This is a genomic window from Marinitoga sp. 1155 (assembly GCF_001021175.1).
GTDB lineage: Bacteria > Thermotogota > Thermotogae > Petrotogales > Petrotogaceae > Marinitoga.
In genome coordinates, this window is sequence record NZ_AZAX01000034.1 from 80595 (window position 1) to 96817 (window position 16223).

The 16223-nt window shown below is 28.7% G+C and carries 16 protein-coding genes; 3 read left to right on the plus strand and 13 right to left on the minus strand.

The genetic code is table 11. The features are described from left to right. Positions 1-10 precede the first annotated feature (10 nt). The 11 genes from oraE to X274_RS09725 all read right to left on the minus strand — a co-directional run bounded on the left by oraE (position 11) and on the right by X274_RS09725 (position 11178). Positions 11-2206 (minus strand): D-ornithine 4,5-aminomutase subunit OraE, encoded by a 2196-nt coding sequence (oraE, locus tag X274_RS09675; protein ID WP_047266621.1) that lies wholly within the window; start codon positions 2204-2206, stop codon positions 11-13. After that, a complete protein-coding gene (locus X274_RS09680) occupies positions 2206-2577 on the minus strand; it encodes an ornithine aminomutase subunit alpha (protein ID WP_047266622.1) in 372 nt (123 codons plus the stop codon). The genes oraE and X274_RS09680 overlap by 1 nt, the downstream gene beginning before the upstream one ends. Further along, positions 2577-3989, minus strand: coding sequence for a 2-amino-4-oxopentanoate thiolase subunit OrtB (ortB, locus tag X274_RS09685; RefSeq protein WP_047266623.1), 1413 nt, complete (start codon positions 3987-3989; stop codon positions 2577-2579). The genes X274_RS09680 and ortB overlap by 1 nt, the downstream gene beginning before the upstream one ends. Further along, positions 3986-4291 carry a 2-amino-4-oxopentanoate thiolase subunit OrtA gene (ortA, locus tag X274_RS09690; protein WP_047266624.1) on the minus strand — a complete coding sequence of 102 codons (306 nt, stop codon included), beginning with the start codon at positions 4289-4291 and terminating at the stop codon, positions 3986-3988. The genes ortB and ortA overlap by 4 nt, the downstream gene beginning before the upstream one ends. A 10-nt stretch (positions 4292-4301) precedes the next feature. Next, on the minus strand, positions 4302-5315 hold the full coding sequence (gene ord, locus X274_RS09695) for a 2,4-diaminopentanoate dehydrogenase (protein WP_047266625.1): 1014 nt from the start codon (positions 5313-5315) through the stop codon (positions 4302-4304). A 263-nt stretch (positions 5316-5578) separates the two neighbouring features. Next, positions 5579-6814, minus strand: coding sequence for an MFS transporter (locus tag X274_RS09700; protein WP_047266626.1), 1236 nt, complete (start codon positions 6812-6814; stop codon positions 5579-5581). A gap of 67 nt (positions 6815-6881) precedes the next feature. After that, positions 6882-7259 (minus strand): hypothetical protein, encoded by a 378-nt coding sequence (locus X274_RS09705; protein WP_047266627.1) that lies wholly within the window; start codon positions 7257-7259, stop codon positions 6882-6884. A gap of 35 nt (positions 7260-7294) precedes the next feature. Further along, entirely contained in the window at positions 7295-7741 is a 447-nt protein-coding gene (locus tag X274_RS09710; protein ID WP_047266628.1) for a hypothetical protein, read from the minus strand. A 5-nt stretch (positions 7742-7746) separates the two neighbouring features. Further along, entirely contained in the window at positions 7747-9345 is a 1599-nt protein-coding gene (locus tag X274_RS09715) for a tetratricopeptide repeat protein (RefSeq protein WP_047266629.1), read from the minus strand. 11 nt (positions 9346-9356) lie between these two features. Further along, positions 9357-10676, minus strand: coding sequence for a sigma-54-dependent transcriptional regulator (locus X274_RS09720; protein ID WP_047266630.1), 1320 nt, complete (start codon positions 10674-10676; stop codon positions 9357-9359). Then, positions 10669-11178 (minus strand): hypothetical protein, encoded by a 510-nt coding sequence (locus tag X274_RS09725; RefSeq protein WP_047266631.1) that lies wholly within the window; start codon positions 11176-11178, stop codon positions 10669-10671. The genes X274_RS09720 and X274_RS09725 overlap by 8 nt, the downstream gene beginning before the upstream one ends. A 378-nt stretch (positions 11179-11556) precedes the next feature. On the opposite strand from X274_RS09725, the gene X274_RS09730 reads away from it, so the two are divergent. Together X274_RS09730 and udk are read left to right on the plus strand one after the other, a co-directional pair. Beyond that, a complete protein-coding gene (locus X274_RS09730; protein ID WP_047266632.1) occupies positions 11557-12282 on the plus strand; it encodes a hypothetical protein in 726 nt (241 codons plus the stop codon). Between the two features lie 16 nt (positions 12283-12298). Beyond that, positions 12299-12907: a uridine kinase gene (udk, locus tag X274_RS09735; protein ID WP_047266633.1), complete on the plus strand. Its 609-nt coding sequence runs from the start codon at positions 12299-12301 to the stop codon at positions 12905-12907. A gap of 25 nt (positions 12908-12932) precedes the next feature. Here udk and X274_RS09740 read toward each other — a convergent pair whose 3' ends face one another. Together X274_RS09740 and X274_RS09745 are read right to left on the minus strand one after the other, a co-directional pair. After that, the gene (locus X274_RS09740) at positions 12933-13439 is read right to left on the minus strand and encodes a cyclic nucleotide-binding domain-containing protein (RefSeq protein WP_047266634.1); all 507 of its coding nucleotides are present in this window, start codon (positions 13437-13439) and stop codon (positions 12933-12935) included. An 8-nt stretch (positions 13440-13447) separates the two neighbouring features. Then, the gene (locus tag X274_RS09745) at positions 13448-14584 is read right to left on the minus strand and encodes a potassium channel family protein (RefSeq protein ID WP_047266635.1); all 1137 of its coding nucleotides are present in this window, start codon (positions 14582-14584) and stop codon (positions 13448-13450) included. Between the two features lie 212 nt (positions 14585-14796). On the opposite strand from X274_RS09745, the gene X274_RS09750 reads away from it, so the two are divergent. After that, positions 14797-16223 (plus strand): cache domain-containing protein (locus X274_RS09750; RefSeq protein ID WP_047266636.1); only part of this gene is annotated, 1427 nt, incomplete at its 3' end.

The window sequence follows — 16223 nt, forward strand, 5'->3', positions numbered from 1 at the left end:
GAGTCTAATATTAATCTCCCAGCATTTCTTTCAATTTTTTAGCGATGAATGTTGCAACGTGTGCTCCTTTTGTTCCCCTTCCAAATCCAGCATCCATTCCATTTTCTTTTGCTAAATCATCATTTAATTGAGTACCGCCAACAATTAATAGTATTTTATCTCTTACACCTTTTTCTATTGCAAGTTGATGTAATTTTTTCATATTTTCAACATGGACATCATTATGTGTAACAATCATTGAAGCAAGAATCGCTTGAGCACCAAATTCAATTGCAGCATCTATAAGTTTTTCTGGTGGAACGCTTGTGCCAAGATATTCATATTTTATACCGTATTTTTCAATTCCGCCATGTTTTATGTCAAGTATTTCTCTTATACCAACATTATGTTCATCATTTCCAACTGTTCCTGCTACAACTTTTACTTTGTTTTTAGCAAAGAATTCAAATAACTCATCGTCTGACATTACTTCTGCTTTTTTAGGTAATGTTAATTCATCTTTTTTTATAGCAAATGGCACTTTAGCTTTTAACTCAACATATGTTGCCTCTGTTGGATGAAGTATTGTTTTTGAAATTACCTGAGCATCTTCTAAACCCATTCTTTTACATATTTCAAGAGCTGCTGCTTCTGCATATTCTGGTGATTCAGGAATTGTCATATCAAGTTGTATATATCCATCATAACTCCATTCAACTTCTGGTTTTATTAAATTATTTTCTCTATATTCTTTTATTTTGTTTAATCTCTTATATACATTATCTTCTTCATCAAGTTCATCAATATATTGTATTTTGTCTGGATTACATAATGTACATCCATTTATTAAATCACATGGTTTTTCTAAATTTTCTGGAAGATTATTATATCCAAAATGATGACATACTGGAGCCATATAGTCTTTATCTCTTGGGACAACTGAACCTGCTCCTATACCTCCATCTTTCTTTCTAACAATACCATCACCCATTCTTTCTGGATATTCACCATTATCAACAAACATTCCATTTTCAACTGCTTCGAAATATCCACCCATTTCTACTATCTCTTCTAACATTAATATTGCTCTCATTTTTAATTCTCTAACCTTTTCCCTTACATTATCCCAATTTATCTGAACCATTTCTTTAATTCCATCTAAAGCAATTAATGTATGTTTTGCAGTTTCTACACCACGTATTGAATTAATATGCCATGGTACATTTCTTCCTTCGTCTGGTGTAATTGTTGATTGTATATCTGCTTTTGTTAATCTAGAAATTAATGTGTCAAGCACATGTATTCTTGTTGCGTCAAAGAGATCAGATTCTATATATCTTGTATTCATTTGAGCTCTAAATTTATAATCTTTAAATAATTCTCTTATTGTTATTGCATATATAAAGTTTAATCTAAATTCCGGAGTTGGTGATACAATTGGAGGAACTGTTGATAGCGCAATATTTTCTTTTTTCATCCCTGCTTTAACAGAATATAATGAGTTAATAGCATGCTGCACCAATAATTCTGGCATAACTTTCCATGCGAATTTTGCTGATGCATTTGCATTATGAGCCCCATCAATTTGTAACATATCAACTGATGCCATTATTTTTTTAGCGACTGCAGCATCAACGAATGATCTAATCATATTTATTCCTCTATATAATACATTATATTGAGGATCCTGATGCGCTCCATTTACCCCTTCTTCAGCAAATAATACTGCAACTTCTGGACCTGCAACACCAGAAACATAACTATGAAAATTAATAGGTCTTCCAACCTCGTCTTCTATTAAATCAAGGGCCTTTCTTGAAGCTCTTAATTGCTTTCTAGTAATTGGAATTCCACCTATTCCTTCTGGTGTTCCCTCTATTAACCCATCCATATGGCTTTGGCCTAATGTTCTGATAACCATTATATGATCTGCACCATGCCATGCAGCCATTCTCATTCTTCTAATGTCTTCTTCAAATCTACCAGATGCAATTTCTGATGTTATAACTTCTTGAGGTTGAGGATCTATATTGTTAAAGTAATGAGCAGCTGGTAATGCAACAAAATTTTTTAAAGGTTCGCTTATCTCATAATATTCAAAGTTACCAATTTTTGTTCTTGGAGGTAATTTTTTTCTCCATGTCCACCCTTTTCTTTTTGGTCTATATTTATCTAAATCTTTTAATATTTCTTCTACATTTAATTTTTTGTTAGGCTCTAATTTCATTATTTATCGCCTCCATGAACAAAAATTCTTTCAACATCCTCCCAATATTTTCCTGCTATTAAATTTCTTCCTGCTTGTATATAATCGATATTGTGCTCTTTAGCAATTGTATATACAATATTTCCTGCACCTTTTCCCAATATATGTTTTTCAAAAAATTTATCAACTAAAGCTTTCGCTTCCATACTATTAAAACCCATTCTGAGTAATACTGATCTTTCTATGGAAGGAGAGGTATGTGTTTCAGCTAAATCTATAAGAGGATCAACAACTTTTTCTACTAATTCCCAGAAATATTTATCTAATTCTTCATCTGTCATATTTTTAAGATGTCTTACTCTTTCCTCAAAATCAGATTTCCTTGGCTCCATTATGAGATAACCTCCTTAATGAGATTTTTAACTTCTTCAATTGATATAGAAAGGTCCTCTGCTATAAACTTCAATTCATTGCTTGTGAAGTCTTTTTTTCCATAACGTTTTTTTAATTCTTTTATGTATGACTTTCTTAATTTTTCCATGGGATATTTTATTACTTTTATTTTTGATGGATGATCAGGCAATACTATATTTTTACCAGGAATATCTTCATTTATTGGATCACCGAACTTTATTTCAATTCCATTTTCCTTTGCAAAAGTTAATTGTGCTGAAGGCAATTTCCCAGCACCTGTATATTCGGTTTCATTAACTACTATTATTTGATCTTCATCCATTTCCATCGCCAACGCGAATGCTGCAGCTAATGAAGTGTTTCCAGCTGGCCCTCTTTGCATACCTTCAATATTTGCAAGCATTTCTGTTATATAAAATACTTCTCCCTGGGTTACTAAAACGTATTCATCCATATATCTTAAGGGTCTAGCTGCATTTCTTGGTACATCTGACCTATCCGGAAACGTTGCAAATGGAATTCCAAATCCTGTATGGCCTGTTGTAAATGATTTTTTATTAAAGTCTTTATCCGATGCCATATGCAATCCATGTAAATCAACACTCGCGCCTATCACTTTTGTGTTTTCAGCACCGGCCTTTTTTAACCCTCTTGCAGTTCCTGTTAAGTTTCCACCACCAGCATGTGTGATAACTACAGCATCAGGATATTTTCCGAATTGTTTTATTGATTGCTCAGCTATTTCATATCCAAGTGTTTCAACACCTGCAATTCCAAAAGGTGTATACAATGATGCATTAAAATACCCTGTTTCTTCCAGTAATACTAAAAAATAATAAAATAGCTCAGGACCCACACTTAATTGAACAACTTCAGCTCCATACGCTTCACAGGCTCTTGCTTTTTCTAATATTTCTGGTTGTCCAATCCCTTTACTGTCATAACATTCCTGAACAATTATCGATTTTAAACCTCTTTTTGAGGCTTGAGAAGCAACAGCAGCACCATAATTACCACTTGTTGCTGCCATAATTCCTTTATATCCCATTATTTTTGCTCTATATGCACTAATTGAAGCCCTTCTGTCTTTAAAAGATCCGGAAGGATTTGTCGCTTCATCCTTTACAAATATCCTTGCTCCTTTACCCTTTGGCGCTAATTTTCTTATCAATTTATTTATATTTTTTAGTTCTACCAATGGTGTATTTCCTACACCTGTTTCCAGCTGTATTTTTTTTATTTCATCAATTGTATATCCTGCATCTTTCATCATTGCTTCATAATCAAAAGCAATTCCTTCTATTTCATATTTTGTATAATCAACACCTACAGATTTTTTCATTATTTCATTTTTTCTTACCATTACTGAATCATAACTCATATCATTCATTCCTGATCACCTTCGATCATTTCTCTTAATTGTTTTCCAATTTGTAGTAATTCAATTACAGGTTTCCCAAAATTATGTTTGTATTTTGGATAAATCTCTTCAAGTTTTCCTTTTACAATTCTTCCAACAGGAGTTTCTATTTCAACTTCGTCTCCTATTTTTGCTTTATCTGCCAATAAAAAACCTTTTATACGTATTTCCAGAGGAACACGTTTGGTATCCTCTGGAAGATTATTAGCTCGCTTTTCTGGAGATAACCCAATAAAATATATTTGAACCCAATCATTTTTTTTAGCAATCATCTCATCACTCCTATAATGTTAAATCACCTATTAATGCTCTTGGCACAGGCAAATCCGCCATTGATAATAATCCAGATTCTGCTTCTATTACAGATGGAATCATATTTGTTGCAACAGCAATTGTTCCTTTTCCTCCAGGGATTTCAGGTTTTATTGAGAGATTTAAATTAGGATCTCCAATTATTTCTATATAATCTCCTGTATCAACATTTTCTAATTCTGGCCTTACTTGTTGTGGGTGTTTTAATTCAATAACTAATTTTCCATTCATGTATGCTCTTGCTATATGATTACATCCAGCAACCATTCCAGGTTCCACTTTGACATATTTAGTTTCTCTCAATACATTTGATACTATTGGTTCCCTTGTTTGTTCAATTTTATCGATATTCCATCCCAAAGCATCTGCTATCATATATATTGATTGTTCAAAACCAATATGTCCTACGATTTTCCCTGTTTTAATTCCTTCTTCAAATTCTTCAACAGTTGTTCCGACTCCTTGTGTTTCCATAACAGTTGGACCAAATGGAGATAAATCATTAATTCTTGCCGCTTTTATTTGTTCTACATTGAGTGCAGCACCAGATAAAGCCAAAATTAATGTATCCAATACAAATCCTGGATTAATACCTGTTCCCAATATGGACACACCATATCTCCTGGCTAAACTATCCATTTCTTCTGCTTCATCTGGATGAGTATAAAATGGATATGCCATTTCTTCAGCAATTGTAATTACATTAATATGTTTTTTTACAGCTATAATAATTTGTTCTTTCACTACTTCAACAAAAGAATTTGTAGCAATAATTACTAAATCAGGATTTGTTTCATCTAGCATTTTTTCTGGAGAGTCATAAACTTTTAAACCTATTTCCCCAATTTCTAATAATTCACCAACATCTTTACCAACATATCTTGTATCATGAACTCCAACCAATTCTAATTCATATTTTGACATTATATTTCTTGCTATACCACTTCCCATTGCTCCAAATCCCCATAATGCTACTCTATACATAGTAACGCCTCCTTTAAAAAATATTAAATTTATTGTGATTTTCATAACAAAAAAGATTCCTTTTTTTCATGTTCTTTTTTTCAAATTGTAAATATTTACATATTAATTTTATGAAATTTTTTTCATATAGTCAAATACGCATACTCAAACATACTTATATATAAACGAGCATACTCAAAACAATTAAGTATAAATAGTTATAATCAATTAATTTTATGTTTTTTAAGTAGTTTAAAAAAAATGAGACGCTATGCGTCTCATTTTTATATATAATTTTCTTCTTTTACTCTTATTAAAATCAATGCACCAATTATAAATAATATAGAAATACTCAATACGCCAAATCTTGAACTTTTTGTAATTTGAGAAAAAAATCCAACCAAAAATGGACCTATTATTGCCGCAAATTTTCCAAATATATTATAAAAACCGAAAAATTCTGCCGATTTTTCTTTAGGTATTAATTTACCATACATGGATCTGCTTAATGCTTGAATCCCTCCTTGTGAAGTAGCCACCAACATTGCAAGCACCCAAAAGTCAAATGCTGAATCTAAAAAATATCCATATATTGTAATTATAAAATAAACAATTATTCCTACAAATAGCATAATCTTTACATTGAATTTTTGAGCCAGTTTACCGTAAATTAATGCAAAAGGAAAAGCGACAACCTGAGTTGCGAATAGTGCAAGTAATAGCTGAGTACTACTTATTCCAACATCTTTCCCATATACCGTTGCCATTTTTATAATAGTTCCTACACCATCAATATAAAAGAAATAAGCTATTAAAAATAAAAATATGTTTTTATAATTTTTTATTTCTTTAAATGTTTTCCAGATTCTATTAAAACTATCTTTTATTGGTGTTTTAGACGGTTCAATATAGTGAATTTGTTTCACATTTTTTAGTAAAGGTAATGTAAATACTCCCCACCATAATCCTGTAATTAAAAATGCGAGTTTCGTTGCTGTTAATGTGTTTGATATTCCTATAATATCAGGTTTCATTATAATAGCCATACTTATAATAAATGGAATTGTGCTACCAATATATCCCCATGCAAATCCACTTGAAGAAATCCAATCCATTCTTTCGTTTGTAGTTACATCAACCAGAAAAGAATCATAAAATATGTTGGCACCAGCAAACCCAATAGCCGAAAAAACATATATAATTATACATTTCAGCCAGTCACCTTCATTGACAGTCATCAGAGAAATCGTTGATATTATTCCAATTAACCAGAAAAATGTAAGAAATCTTTTTTTGAAATTTTTGTAATCGGCAATTGTTCCAAGAATAGGTGCCAATAATGCTACAATTATTGTAGCAAAAGTATTTCCATATCCCCAATAAGCAGTTGACAAATAATTTTCAACCCCTTTTGCAGCTACTTCTTTAAAGAAAATAGGTAAGATAGCAGTAGTAATAACAAGAGAATAGGCAGAATTCGCCCAATCATACATAACCCAGCTTTTTTCTGTTTTTGTCATTATTCCCCTCCTGAAATTATAATTTTAATTCTAGACTGTCTGAGTGAATTTGACTTTTTAGACAGTCTTATTTTAATTTTATTATTACTTTATCATTATCGAATACAAATGTATCTATATAAGTGTTTTGGGTAAAAAAGTTTCCTTTAATATAAATATATATTTTATTTTTGTCTATTAATATATTTTGAGGTAATTTATTTTTATTTATCAAATATATGGGTAAATTATGCTCGAATTCATAAACGCCTGAAAGGGTAAAAGGTATTTTATGAATTTTTATATAATATTTAAGAAAAAATACTTTAATTTCTATAGAATTCTCTTTAAAACTTATTTTTGTGGACGCATTAAAAATTTTTCTTATAAAATCTGATGAAGTATATTTTATAAATTTATTTAATAAATCCATTATCATTTTTTTATCTATTTTTATTTCCAGCATTTTTGCACCTTCATACTTGTATTTTCGTATTTTATCTATTCTATATATTTTAATTTTAATAAAAGTTCGCTATTTTTGATTTCAAAACTATCTAACTTAAGTGATTCTAATAACAATTTTAATTTTTCGTTGTATTCTATTTTTGATAAATCTATACTTATTTCGTTATTAGTAATGGCAATTCCATTTATAAATCTTGAAAAAACATATATAATTCCTTCAATTATACGTTTAATTCCATCGTCTCCAGAAATTGAAAATTTTAAATATCCATTGGTTAAAGTGTAGGGGATCTCTTTTATCTCTATTAAAAATTCAAATAATCCATCTTTGTTAAAAAGGTTAGCTATAAACTGAAAATGAATTTTTGTATCTATCATTTTTATATTTAACTTCTTTATTCTATGTACGTTATCTCCAATTAATTTATTAATTATTCCATTTATAAACACTTCATTAATTTTAATAGTTAGTCCAGACAACGTAATCACTCCGTAAATACCCATTGATATTTTTGTTTAAGCTCTGGAATGTATGATGACAATTTCTCTATAGTCTTTTTCAAGCTTCTCATATATTTTATAGAGTTATCTTCGTATAATTTTTCATATAATTTTAAAGCATCTTCAAAATATTTTCTGGCTTTTTCATCTTCTACCTTTTCCTGATATAATATTCCTAAATTAAATAAAAGCATAGCTTTATCTTCTGAAGGTATTTTATCATTTAACATTGAAAAAGCTTCATTCAAATAAATTTCAGCGCTTTCTAAATTTCCTAAGCGCATTTCTAAGCTTCCAAGGTTATTTAAAGAGTAAAAAAGATATATATCATATTTTCCATCAACTTTTTCTTTTAAATTTCGTCTGATCTTTAAGGACACTTCAAAATATTTTTTTGCTAAATCATCTTTTTTCAATTCCGCATACATAGTACCCAGATTATTTTGAATAACAGAAGTATTAAATTGCATGTCAGTGGATTTATTATTTTCGCAGAAATCCAGCGCTCTGAGATATGCTTTTTCGGCTTCACTGTAGTTTTTAACTTCTGTATGTAAATTTCCCAGAATATGATATATCACATAATGATTTTGTTCAGGAATTTTCTTCTTTAAATTTTCTGTTAATGTAATTAAAAATGTAATATTTTTTTTGGAAAATTGCATGTGATTTTTCATTTCTATTAAAGCATTAAATAGAGCTGAAGTATCTCCAAAAGCTACAGATATCATATTTTTTAATAAAGAAATAAAAGCTCTTTCCATTGTTTCAAATTTTGAATTATATAATTTTAATTTATTTTTTAATTCGTTATTTTCTTCTTTTAAATTTTCTATGATTTTTTCATATTCACTTAGTTTATTATTTAACCTTGATTCAAACATTTTTAATTTTTCATCCAGAACTAAATCTGTAATTTTAATATCTGGCATAATTAATTCATCTTCTGTTTTTTGTGTAGCTTCATTTTCATTGACGAGTTGTGTTGATTCAGTTATAACTTGAGATGTATTTTCCTCCTCGATATTTTGAGGTGTGATTTCAGAATTTTCATCAATATCTAATTCAGGAATGTTCTCTTCTTCTGCTGAAGTCGTTATTTCAGGGTTTTCCGTTATAGTAGATTCGGAAACTTCCTCTTGCTTAGGTGTTTCAGCAATATGCGCTACTTCCTCAAGTGGTGTTTCGGAAGCATTTTCGATATTTCCATTTAATTCCAATTCAGGGATGTTTTCTTCTTCTACTGAAGGCGTTATTTCAGGGTTTTCTGTTATAGTAGATTCGGAAATATCTTCCTGCTCATGTAATTCATCATCAGGAATTACTTCTTCTTTAGTTGTATCTTCCAAGCTTTTATCTAGATTTTCAGCCATTTTTTCAACTGTCGAAACATCAATATTATCTAATAATTCCAGATCTTCCAAATTTTCAACATTTTCTTCAATTTTTTTATCTTCCAGATTTGATGATTCTGTATTGCTTTCTAAATTTTCTAAATCCATTAAATCATTGATTTTATCAGCATCATTTAATAAATCATTTAAATCTAAATTTTCCTGTTTTTTTTCTTTTTCTTCAGACATAAAATCCCCCCTTAATTTTTCATTTTCTTTAATTTAGAAAATAATGTCATTTTTGATATTCCAAGGATATTAGCAGCCTGTGTTTTATTGTTATTTGTAAATTCCAGAGTTTTTTGTATATACCTTTTCTCTACTTCTTCAAGTCTCAGTCCAATAGGAATTTTCACATATTCAATATCTTCACTATTTTTTATATTTTCTGGAATAAATGATTTATCCAATATATCTTTTGTTGCCACTGCAACCATTGAATAAATAACATTTTTAAGTTCTCGAACATTTCCAACCCATATATGTTTTTTTAAAATTTCCAATGCATCTGGATTTATACCCTTTATTTTAGTTCCAAATTCTTCATTGGCTTTATGTATAAAATAATTTACCAAAAGAGGTATATCCTCTTTATGATTTCTAAGAGGTTCTACTTCAATTTGAAAAACTGATAATCTAAAGTATAAATCTTCTCTGAATTCACCATCTTCAACCATCTTTTTAAGATTACTATTAGTAGCGGCTATAATTCTAACATTAATCTTTTTAGATTTTGTAGATCCAATCCTTTCTACTTCTTTATTTTCAAGAACCCTTAACAACTTTACCTGCATGTTTTTAGGCAATTCGCCAATTTCATCAAGAAATAATGTTCCATTATGTGCCAGTTCGAATTTTCCAGGTTTTTCCTGTTCAGCACCTGTAAAAGCACCTTTTTCATATCCGAACAATTCGCTTTCAAATAGTTCAGGCGGAATTGCACCACAATTTACCGCAACAAATTTTTTTCTATTACTGGTTTTGTGTATTATTTGAGCTATAATATCTTTACCGGTACCACTTTCACCTGTTATTAACACAGGAATATTTTTTTCCGCAATTAAATTTATTTTATTTTTTATTTGCTCGATAAATCTTGATTTTCCTATTAATTCAGGATATTCATTTAATCTATCTTTTAACTCCTTAATTTCTTTTTTTAATTTAATAGTCTCTAATGCTCTATTAACTTCATTAATTAAAACTTTTAAATCTACCGGTTTTTCAAGAAAATTATATACTCCTAATTTCATGGCTTTTACAGCATCTCCAATATCGCCATGAGCAGTAATTACTATTATTTCTTCGGTATATTTTTTCAGCCTATCAATCAAATCCATTCCATTTATATCTGGTAAAAATAGATCTAAAATAATTAAATCAGGGATTTCCGATTTAGCCATATCAAGGCCTTCCAATCCCCTCATTGCGCATATTGTTTTATAATCGAATTTACTTAAAAAATCACACATTGTCTTATTTAAAATTTTATCATCTTCAATTATCAAAATTTTAAACATTTTCAGCTTCCTTTGGTTTTTTTAAATTTGCAAAAATACCCAAAATTAATCCAAGAACAAAACTCCAAACGGCAGCTAATGTAATTTGCCATTCTACAGGCAAAGAAAAAGTTACTGTATGAGCAGGCACCCAGAACCATAATAATGTAAATAAAGCACCTTTTAATCCATCTTTTGGGATTTTGAATTTTGGAAGATTATCCAGAAATCTATGAATTATTATTAACCACGGTCCAAAAAAAGCATTTGTAAATAATGATTTAAAAAAAGCCTGATATATTTTTTCTGACGGCAAATAATTGTGTTCAACCAATTCCTTGACAAATCCGTTAAATCCTGTGAATGCAAATTTTATAATTACTCCCAAAATCGCCCAAACTATAGCTGAATAAATGACTTTAAAAACTGAAATTTTGTTTTTTGTTAGCAACTTTGCAACTATCTCACCAGCTGTACCTAAAATAGCGAATTGAATCATTGCTGCGATTAAAGGGTTTTCCATTTTATAACCTCCTTAAAAATATAACTTTTTTATATCTTTACTACTATAAATATTATAGCACTTTTTTATAATATTTTTAATATGGTATAATATATAATAGACTGTTGAATTTTTAGACATTGTATAATATTTAAATTGTCTAAAAAGTCAAATTCACTCAGACAGCTCGATTGCTAATCCTTAAAATTATTCATTCTCAGCCGTCGCTCAAACAATACATCGTGTATTGTTTCGCTCAAAATTACTTCCATGTAATTTTGACGGCTTTCATTCATAATTTTAAGGGCAATCTTCGAGTCTTCATTTCATTTGAGACTTTTTAGACAGCCTATAATATTGTTATTATCAAAAATGAATATTTTTGAAGAGGTGATAAATATGGAAGAAACTTTAGCGTCAACGCTATCAAATATTGTCCAACAAAGTACAGAATCTTTACAGATTTTATATTCATATTCAAATTCCTGGTATATAATTCTTCCAGTATCTTTAATTTCTGTGCTTTTTGCGAAAAAAGTTTCAAAAGTCATTTTTTTTATTCTTGGTTTTTTAAGCAGTTATGTGTTTATAATTCCATACTTACAACAATTCGATTTTGTTAATAAATTGTTGAATCAGATAAAAGTAAAACAGGAAATTTCTTTTTTGATTTTCTCTGTTATAATTGGTATTTTAACTTATACTTTCTTTAAATCTTCTGCACAAATTGCAGGTTTTATATTAGGCGGTATTGTTGGAATAGAAATCTATGGCGTTATTTCAAATTTTTATCCTGGATTTTTTGAAAATTTAAACATTTTAAAAAACATAGATACATTATATATACCCTGGATTTTTGTCATAATATTTGGAATAATAGTATCAATACTAATTACTAAAAGTTTCGATAACGTTGTATCTATTTTGACAATACTTATTTCTTCAGCTATTGCCGGATTTTTTACTTTATACGCTTTAGAATATTCTCTTTCACTAAAAATTGGAGAAAACACTTTATTAAAACATAATACAAATATTAGTGATATTGAATTAATAACAATAATTGTTTTTTCAATTATATATATAATTTTAGGATTTAAATTTAATTTCAAAAAATCTAAATAAGTAGGGAGTGTTAATCATGTACGTTATTGGTATTGCTGGTGGCACAGGATCAGGAAAAACAACTGTCGCATATAAAATAAGAGAAACATTGGGAACACAAAATTGTGAAATATTACCAATGGATAATTATTATAGAGATTTAAGCCATGAAACTCTTGAACAAAGAAAATTGCATAATTATGATCATCCAAGCATGATTGAAAACGAATTGATGTTTAAGCATATTAATGATTTAAAAAATGGTAAAATTATTGATTTACCAGAGTATGATTTTTCCCAATTTACCAGGATTGGTACAATGAGCTTTGAACCAAAACCGATAATAATCGTTGAGGGGATATTTGCTTTATATTACGAAGAATTGAGAAATCTTTATGATCTTGCTATATATGTTGATACAGAAAATGATATAAGATTTATAAGGCGTCTTGAGAGAGATATAAAAGAAAGAGGAAGAGATCTCGATTCTGTAATAAATCAATATACAAATACTGTAAAACCTATGCACGACGCATACGTTGAACCAACAAAAAAGTATGCGGATATTATTATTCCAGAAGGAGGATTCAATGAAAAAGCTATTCAGGTTGTAGTTAATTATATTTTCAGAAAGATGTTAAAATAGAACTACTATTTTAACATCTTGGTTTTTATTTCTTCTTTTTTGATAAAGCAATACTCAAAGCAGTTGTTAATTTTAATATATTTTCATTTAAATTTTCTATTCTACAGCTTAATGTTGATGCAATTTCTTTCATTATTTTATATCCAATATCTGGTCTTTTTTCCGCCAGATTTTCAAAATCCTTTTTTGATATTTCATATAATTCACATTCACTAATAGCCTTGATTGTAGCAGAACGAGGAGAACCGGTTACGAGCGACATTTCTCCAAAAAAACTGATTTTTTTATCATCTAAAATAGCCATAGATTTCTCACTCTCTTCCCAATGGTGAGAACCAATTTTTAAGGTCAATTGATGAGTGATTTGGACCTTACCTTTTTTAAAAATATACATGGTGTCTCCTTTTTCACCCTCAGAAATTATAATTTCTCCTGTTTTAAAATTAATAGGTTTTAAAATTTTAGAAATTTCATTTAATTGTTCATCGGTTAATTCCTTAAATAAGGATATATTTTTCAAAAATTCTTCCATTTTTTCACCTACTTTATTATAAATGCATAAGTATCATTTTCAGAAATTATATATGTATCCTCAGGGTTTAACTTTAAATCATAATCATTTTTCTTTTCTTCATCAAAAAAATCTTCTTCAGCCTCTTCAAATTTCTGCCTTATAAAATTATCTATAGAACTATCTGAAGATAAAAAATCATTTATAGTAAATTCTTTTTTCATGCTCACCAATCCTATAGCTAAAGCATGTTCTTCTTTTTTTATATAATCAAAAAAATCTTTAAACTTTTTGCCTATAAATGTTTTTGGAATAGAAATTAATTTTACTCTCATATTTTCTAATGATGCTATTTCTCTTAATAACATATGATAAGCAGGAGATAATAATGCTGAAGACAATAATATAGAATTAAATTCACTTCCTAAAATTATATCATCAGCACCTGCTCTTAAAACATACTTGGCTTTCTCTTCCTTTACAACCTCTGCATATATTTTTGCAGTATCATTAAGTGTTCTTATTAATAAAATGCTTATTAATGTTCTTTCATCACATTCTTCCAGACTTTTTCCACCATAAGTATCTGATAATATAATAATATGTTTTGCCTGTGAAATATTTGCCCTTTTTAAAACATTTTCTTTAGTAAAATCACCATGTATAAATTTTATATTTAAGTCAGCAAATCTGGATCTAAAATTTTCGTAATCTTCTTCATCAGCTTGATTTACCAGAACTATATGATAATCTTCAAGATTTATAAATTTATTCATAGCCTCAAGTGTTTTTTCAAGATGATTATTCCATCCCAATATAACAATATGATTTTTAAATTTCACTTTCCCCAACCCCTTCCTTTCTTTTATTCGCCATTCAACCAATAATGATGCAATGCTACCGGAAATAAGTGAGAATAGCGTAACTCCAAGCATTATAATTATTATTCCTATAATTTTTCCTATAATTGTTTTTGGGACTATATCTCCATACCCAACTGTTGCTATAGTTACAATTAGCCACCAGAACGCATCAAATAGAGAATTAATATCAGGATTTTTCCCAAATTCTGATATGTATAATAGTAAGCCTATAATGAGCAAAAAAATAAAAATTAATAAAAGTAATTTATTTATCGGATCCTTAAAAATATTTTTTATTTTCATAATTTCACCTGAATTTCATGAGTTTACAATTTTATAATTTATAATTCATATATATTATATCATTTAGTATTATAATATTCAAATAATTGTATTTTCTTTAGTTAATTAAACTTGAAAAAACTAAATTAAAAGAAAGTACCAATTTTATCTTTTTTGAAAATTAATATATCATGTGATATAATAATTTGGAAAAAAATATTGGAGGTAAAAAAATGAGATTACAGGGAAAGATTCTTCTTTTATTTGTAGTGATTGTATCTTTAGTGTTAGTCGTTTTTTTTACAATAAGTATTTCGAATTCTCAAAACTCTTTAAAAAACAGTTTTTTGGAGAAGTTAATCGTAGCGAAAAATCTGAAAATGGATTTTATTGATACACTATTAAAAGAGGCTGAGTCAGATTTAACTTATATCAAAAACTTTGAAAAAATAAAGGACGCTTTCTTTACCTCCTCCAATTTAATGGAAGATTTCCAATCTTCTATGAATATGAATACTATACTAACAACATTAAGAAAAATTTATATTGAAAATAACCCTTATAAAGATAAGTCACAATTATATGATTATTACTATGATGAAAATTTCAAAAAAGAGAATTTTGAAGATAATATAATGAGTATATTTTATGATTATAGTGTTTTGCATTCAGAGTTGCAAATGGATTTCAGAGAGTTTATACACATAAAAGGTTATGAAGATATGTTACTCATATCTCCAAAAGGGATGGTTGTATATTCTGTAAGTAAATATGATGATTTTGCTACAGACCTAAATAATGAAAATACTATATTATCCAGACTTTATAAATTATTAAAAGAAAAAAATGATAATAATGTACATTTTTCTGAAATAGGAAAATATTTAGGTGGAATCGGATTCTTTGCTGGCGTAAAAGTAGAAGATGAAGATTTTGGATTATATGGATATCTCATATTCCGAATTCCTATAAGTAAGATAGATAAGCTTCTTCAGGACAAAAGCGGCATGGGAGAAACAGGAAAAACATACATAGTAAGTGAAGATAAAATAATGAGAAACAATCTACCAGGAGAAGAAACGATATTAAAACAAAAAGTAGAAACAGATTATGTAGAAAAGGCATTATCAGGGGAAACAGGATGGGAAATAGGGAAAAATTACAAAGGTGAAAAAGTAATAGTGGCATATGCGCCATTTAAATACAAAGAAATAAAATGGGCATTTATATCAGAAGTATCGACAAAAGAAGCATTTTCAGCATCAGAAAAGATAAAAATAGTGTTGATAATAACCTCAATAATAATATTAATAATATCGATAATAATATCAATAATATTTGCCAGAAAAATATCAAAACCATTAATGGAATTAAGCAAAAAAGTAGACAGATTTGCAACAGGAGACTTTACAGTAGAATTCAAATCAAAAGGGAAAGATGAAACAGCGATAATAGCGAAGTCATTGCAAAACATGTCAAATAACCTGAGAGAAACAGTAAAATGGTTATTAAAAGCGGGAAATAAAATAGAAGAATCATCGGAGATATTAGGAGAAGTAGCGGAAAGGACAATGCTGGCAAACGAAGAAGCACAGGAAAAAGCGAGAACAATAGAAGAAAATGCAGAAAATGCAGCAACGACAACAGAAGAACTAACCTC

Bases quoted from the DNA above. Each gene is read 5' to 3' on its own strand.
- X274_RS09715 (WP_047266629.1), bottom strand. From the start codon at position 9,345: ATGTCTGAAGAAAAAGAAAAAAAACAGGAAAATTTAGATTTAAATGAT.
- X274_RS09705 (WP_047266627.1), bottom strand. From the start codon at position 7,259: ATGCTGGAAATAAAAATAGATAAAAAAATGATAATGGATTTATTAAAT.
- X274_RS09740 (WP_047266634.1), bottom strand. From the start codon at position 13,439: ATGGAAGAATTTTTGAAAAATATATCCTTATTTAAGGAATTAACCGAT.
- ord (WP_047266625.1), bottom strand. From the start codon at position 5,315: ATGTATAGAGTAGCATTATGGGGATTTGGAGCAATGGGAAGTGGTATA.
- ortB (WP_047266623.1), bottom strand. From the start codon at position 3,989: ATGAATGATATGAGTTATGATTCAGTAATGGTAAGAAAAAATGAAATA.
- X274_RS09730 (WP_047266632.1), top strand. From the start codon at position 11,557: ATGGAAGAAACTTTAGCGTCAACGCTATCAAATATTGTCCAACAAAGT.
- X274_RS09725 (WP_047266631.1), bottom strand. From the start codon at position 11,178: ATGGAAAACCCTTTAATCGCAGCAATGATTCAATTCGCTATTTTAGGT.
- X274_RS09720 (WP_047266630.1), bottom strand. From the start codon at position 10,676: ATGTTTAAAATTTTGATAATTGAAGATGATAAAATTTTAAATAAGACA.
- X274_RS09680 (WP_047266622.1), bottom strand. From the start codon at position 2,577: ATGGAGCCAAGGAAATCTGATTTTGAGGAAAGAGTAAGACATCTTAAA.
- X274_RS09700 (WP_047266626.1), bottom strand. From the start codon at position 6,814: ATGACAAAAACAGAAAAAAGCTGGGTTATGTATGATTGGGCGAATTCT.
- udk (WP_047266633.1), top strand. From the start codon at position 12,299: ATGTACGTTATTGGTATTGCTGGTGGCACAGGATCAGGAAAAACAACT.
- ortA (WP_047266624.1), bottom strand. From the start codon at position 4,291: ATGATTGCTAAAAAAAATGATTGGGTTCAAATATATTTTATTGGGTTA.
- X274_RS09745 (WP_047266635.1), bottom strand. From the start codon at position 14,584: ATGAAAATAAAAAATATTTTTAAGGATCCGATAAATAAATTACTTTTA.
- oraE (WP_047266621.1), bottom strand. From the start codon at position 2,206: ATGAAATTAGAGCCTAACAAAAAATTAAATGTAGAAGAAATATTAAAA.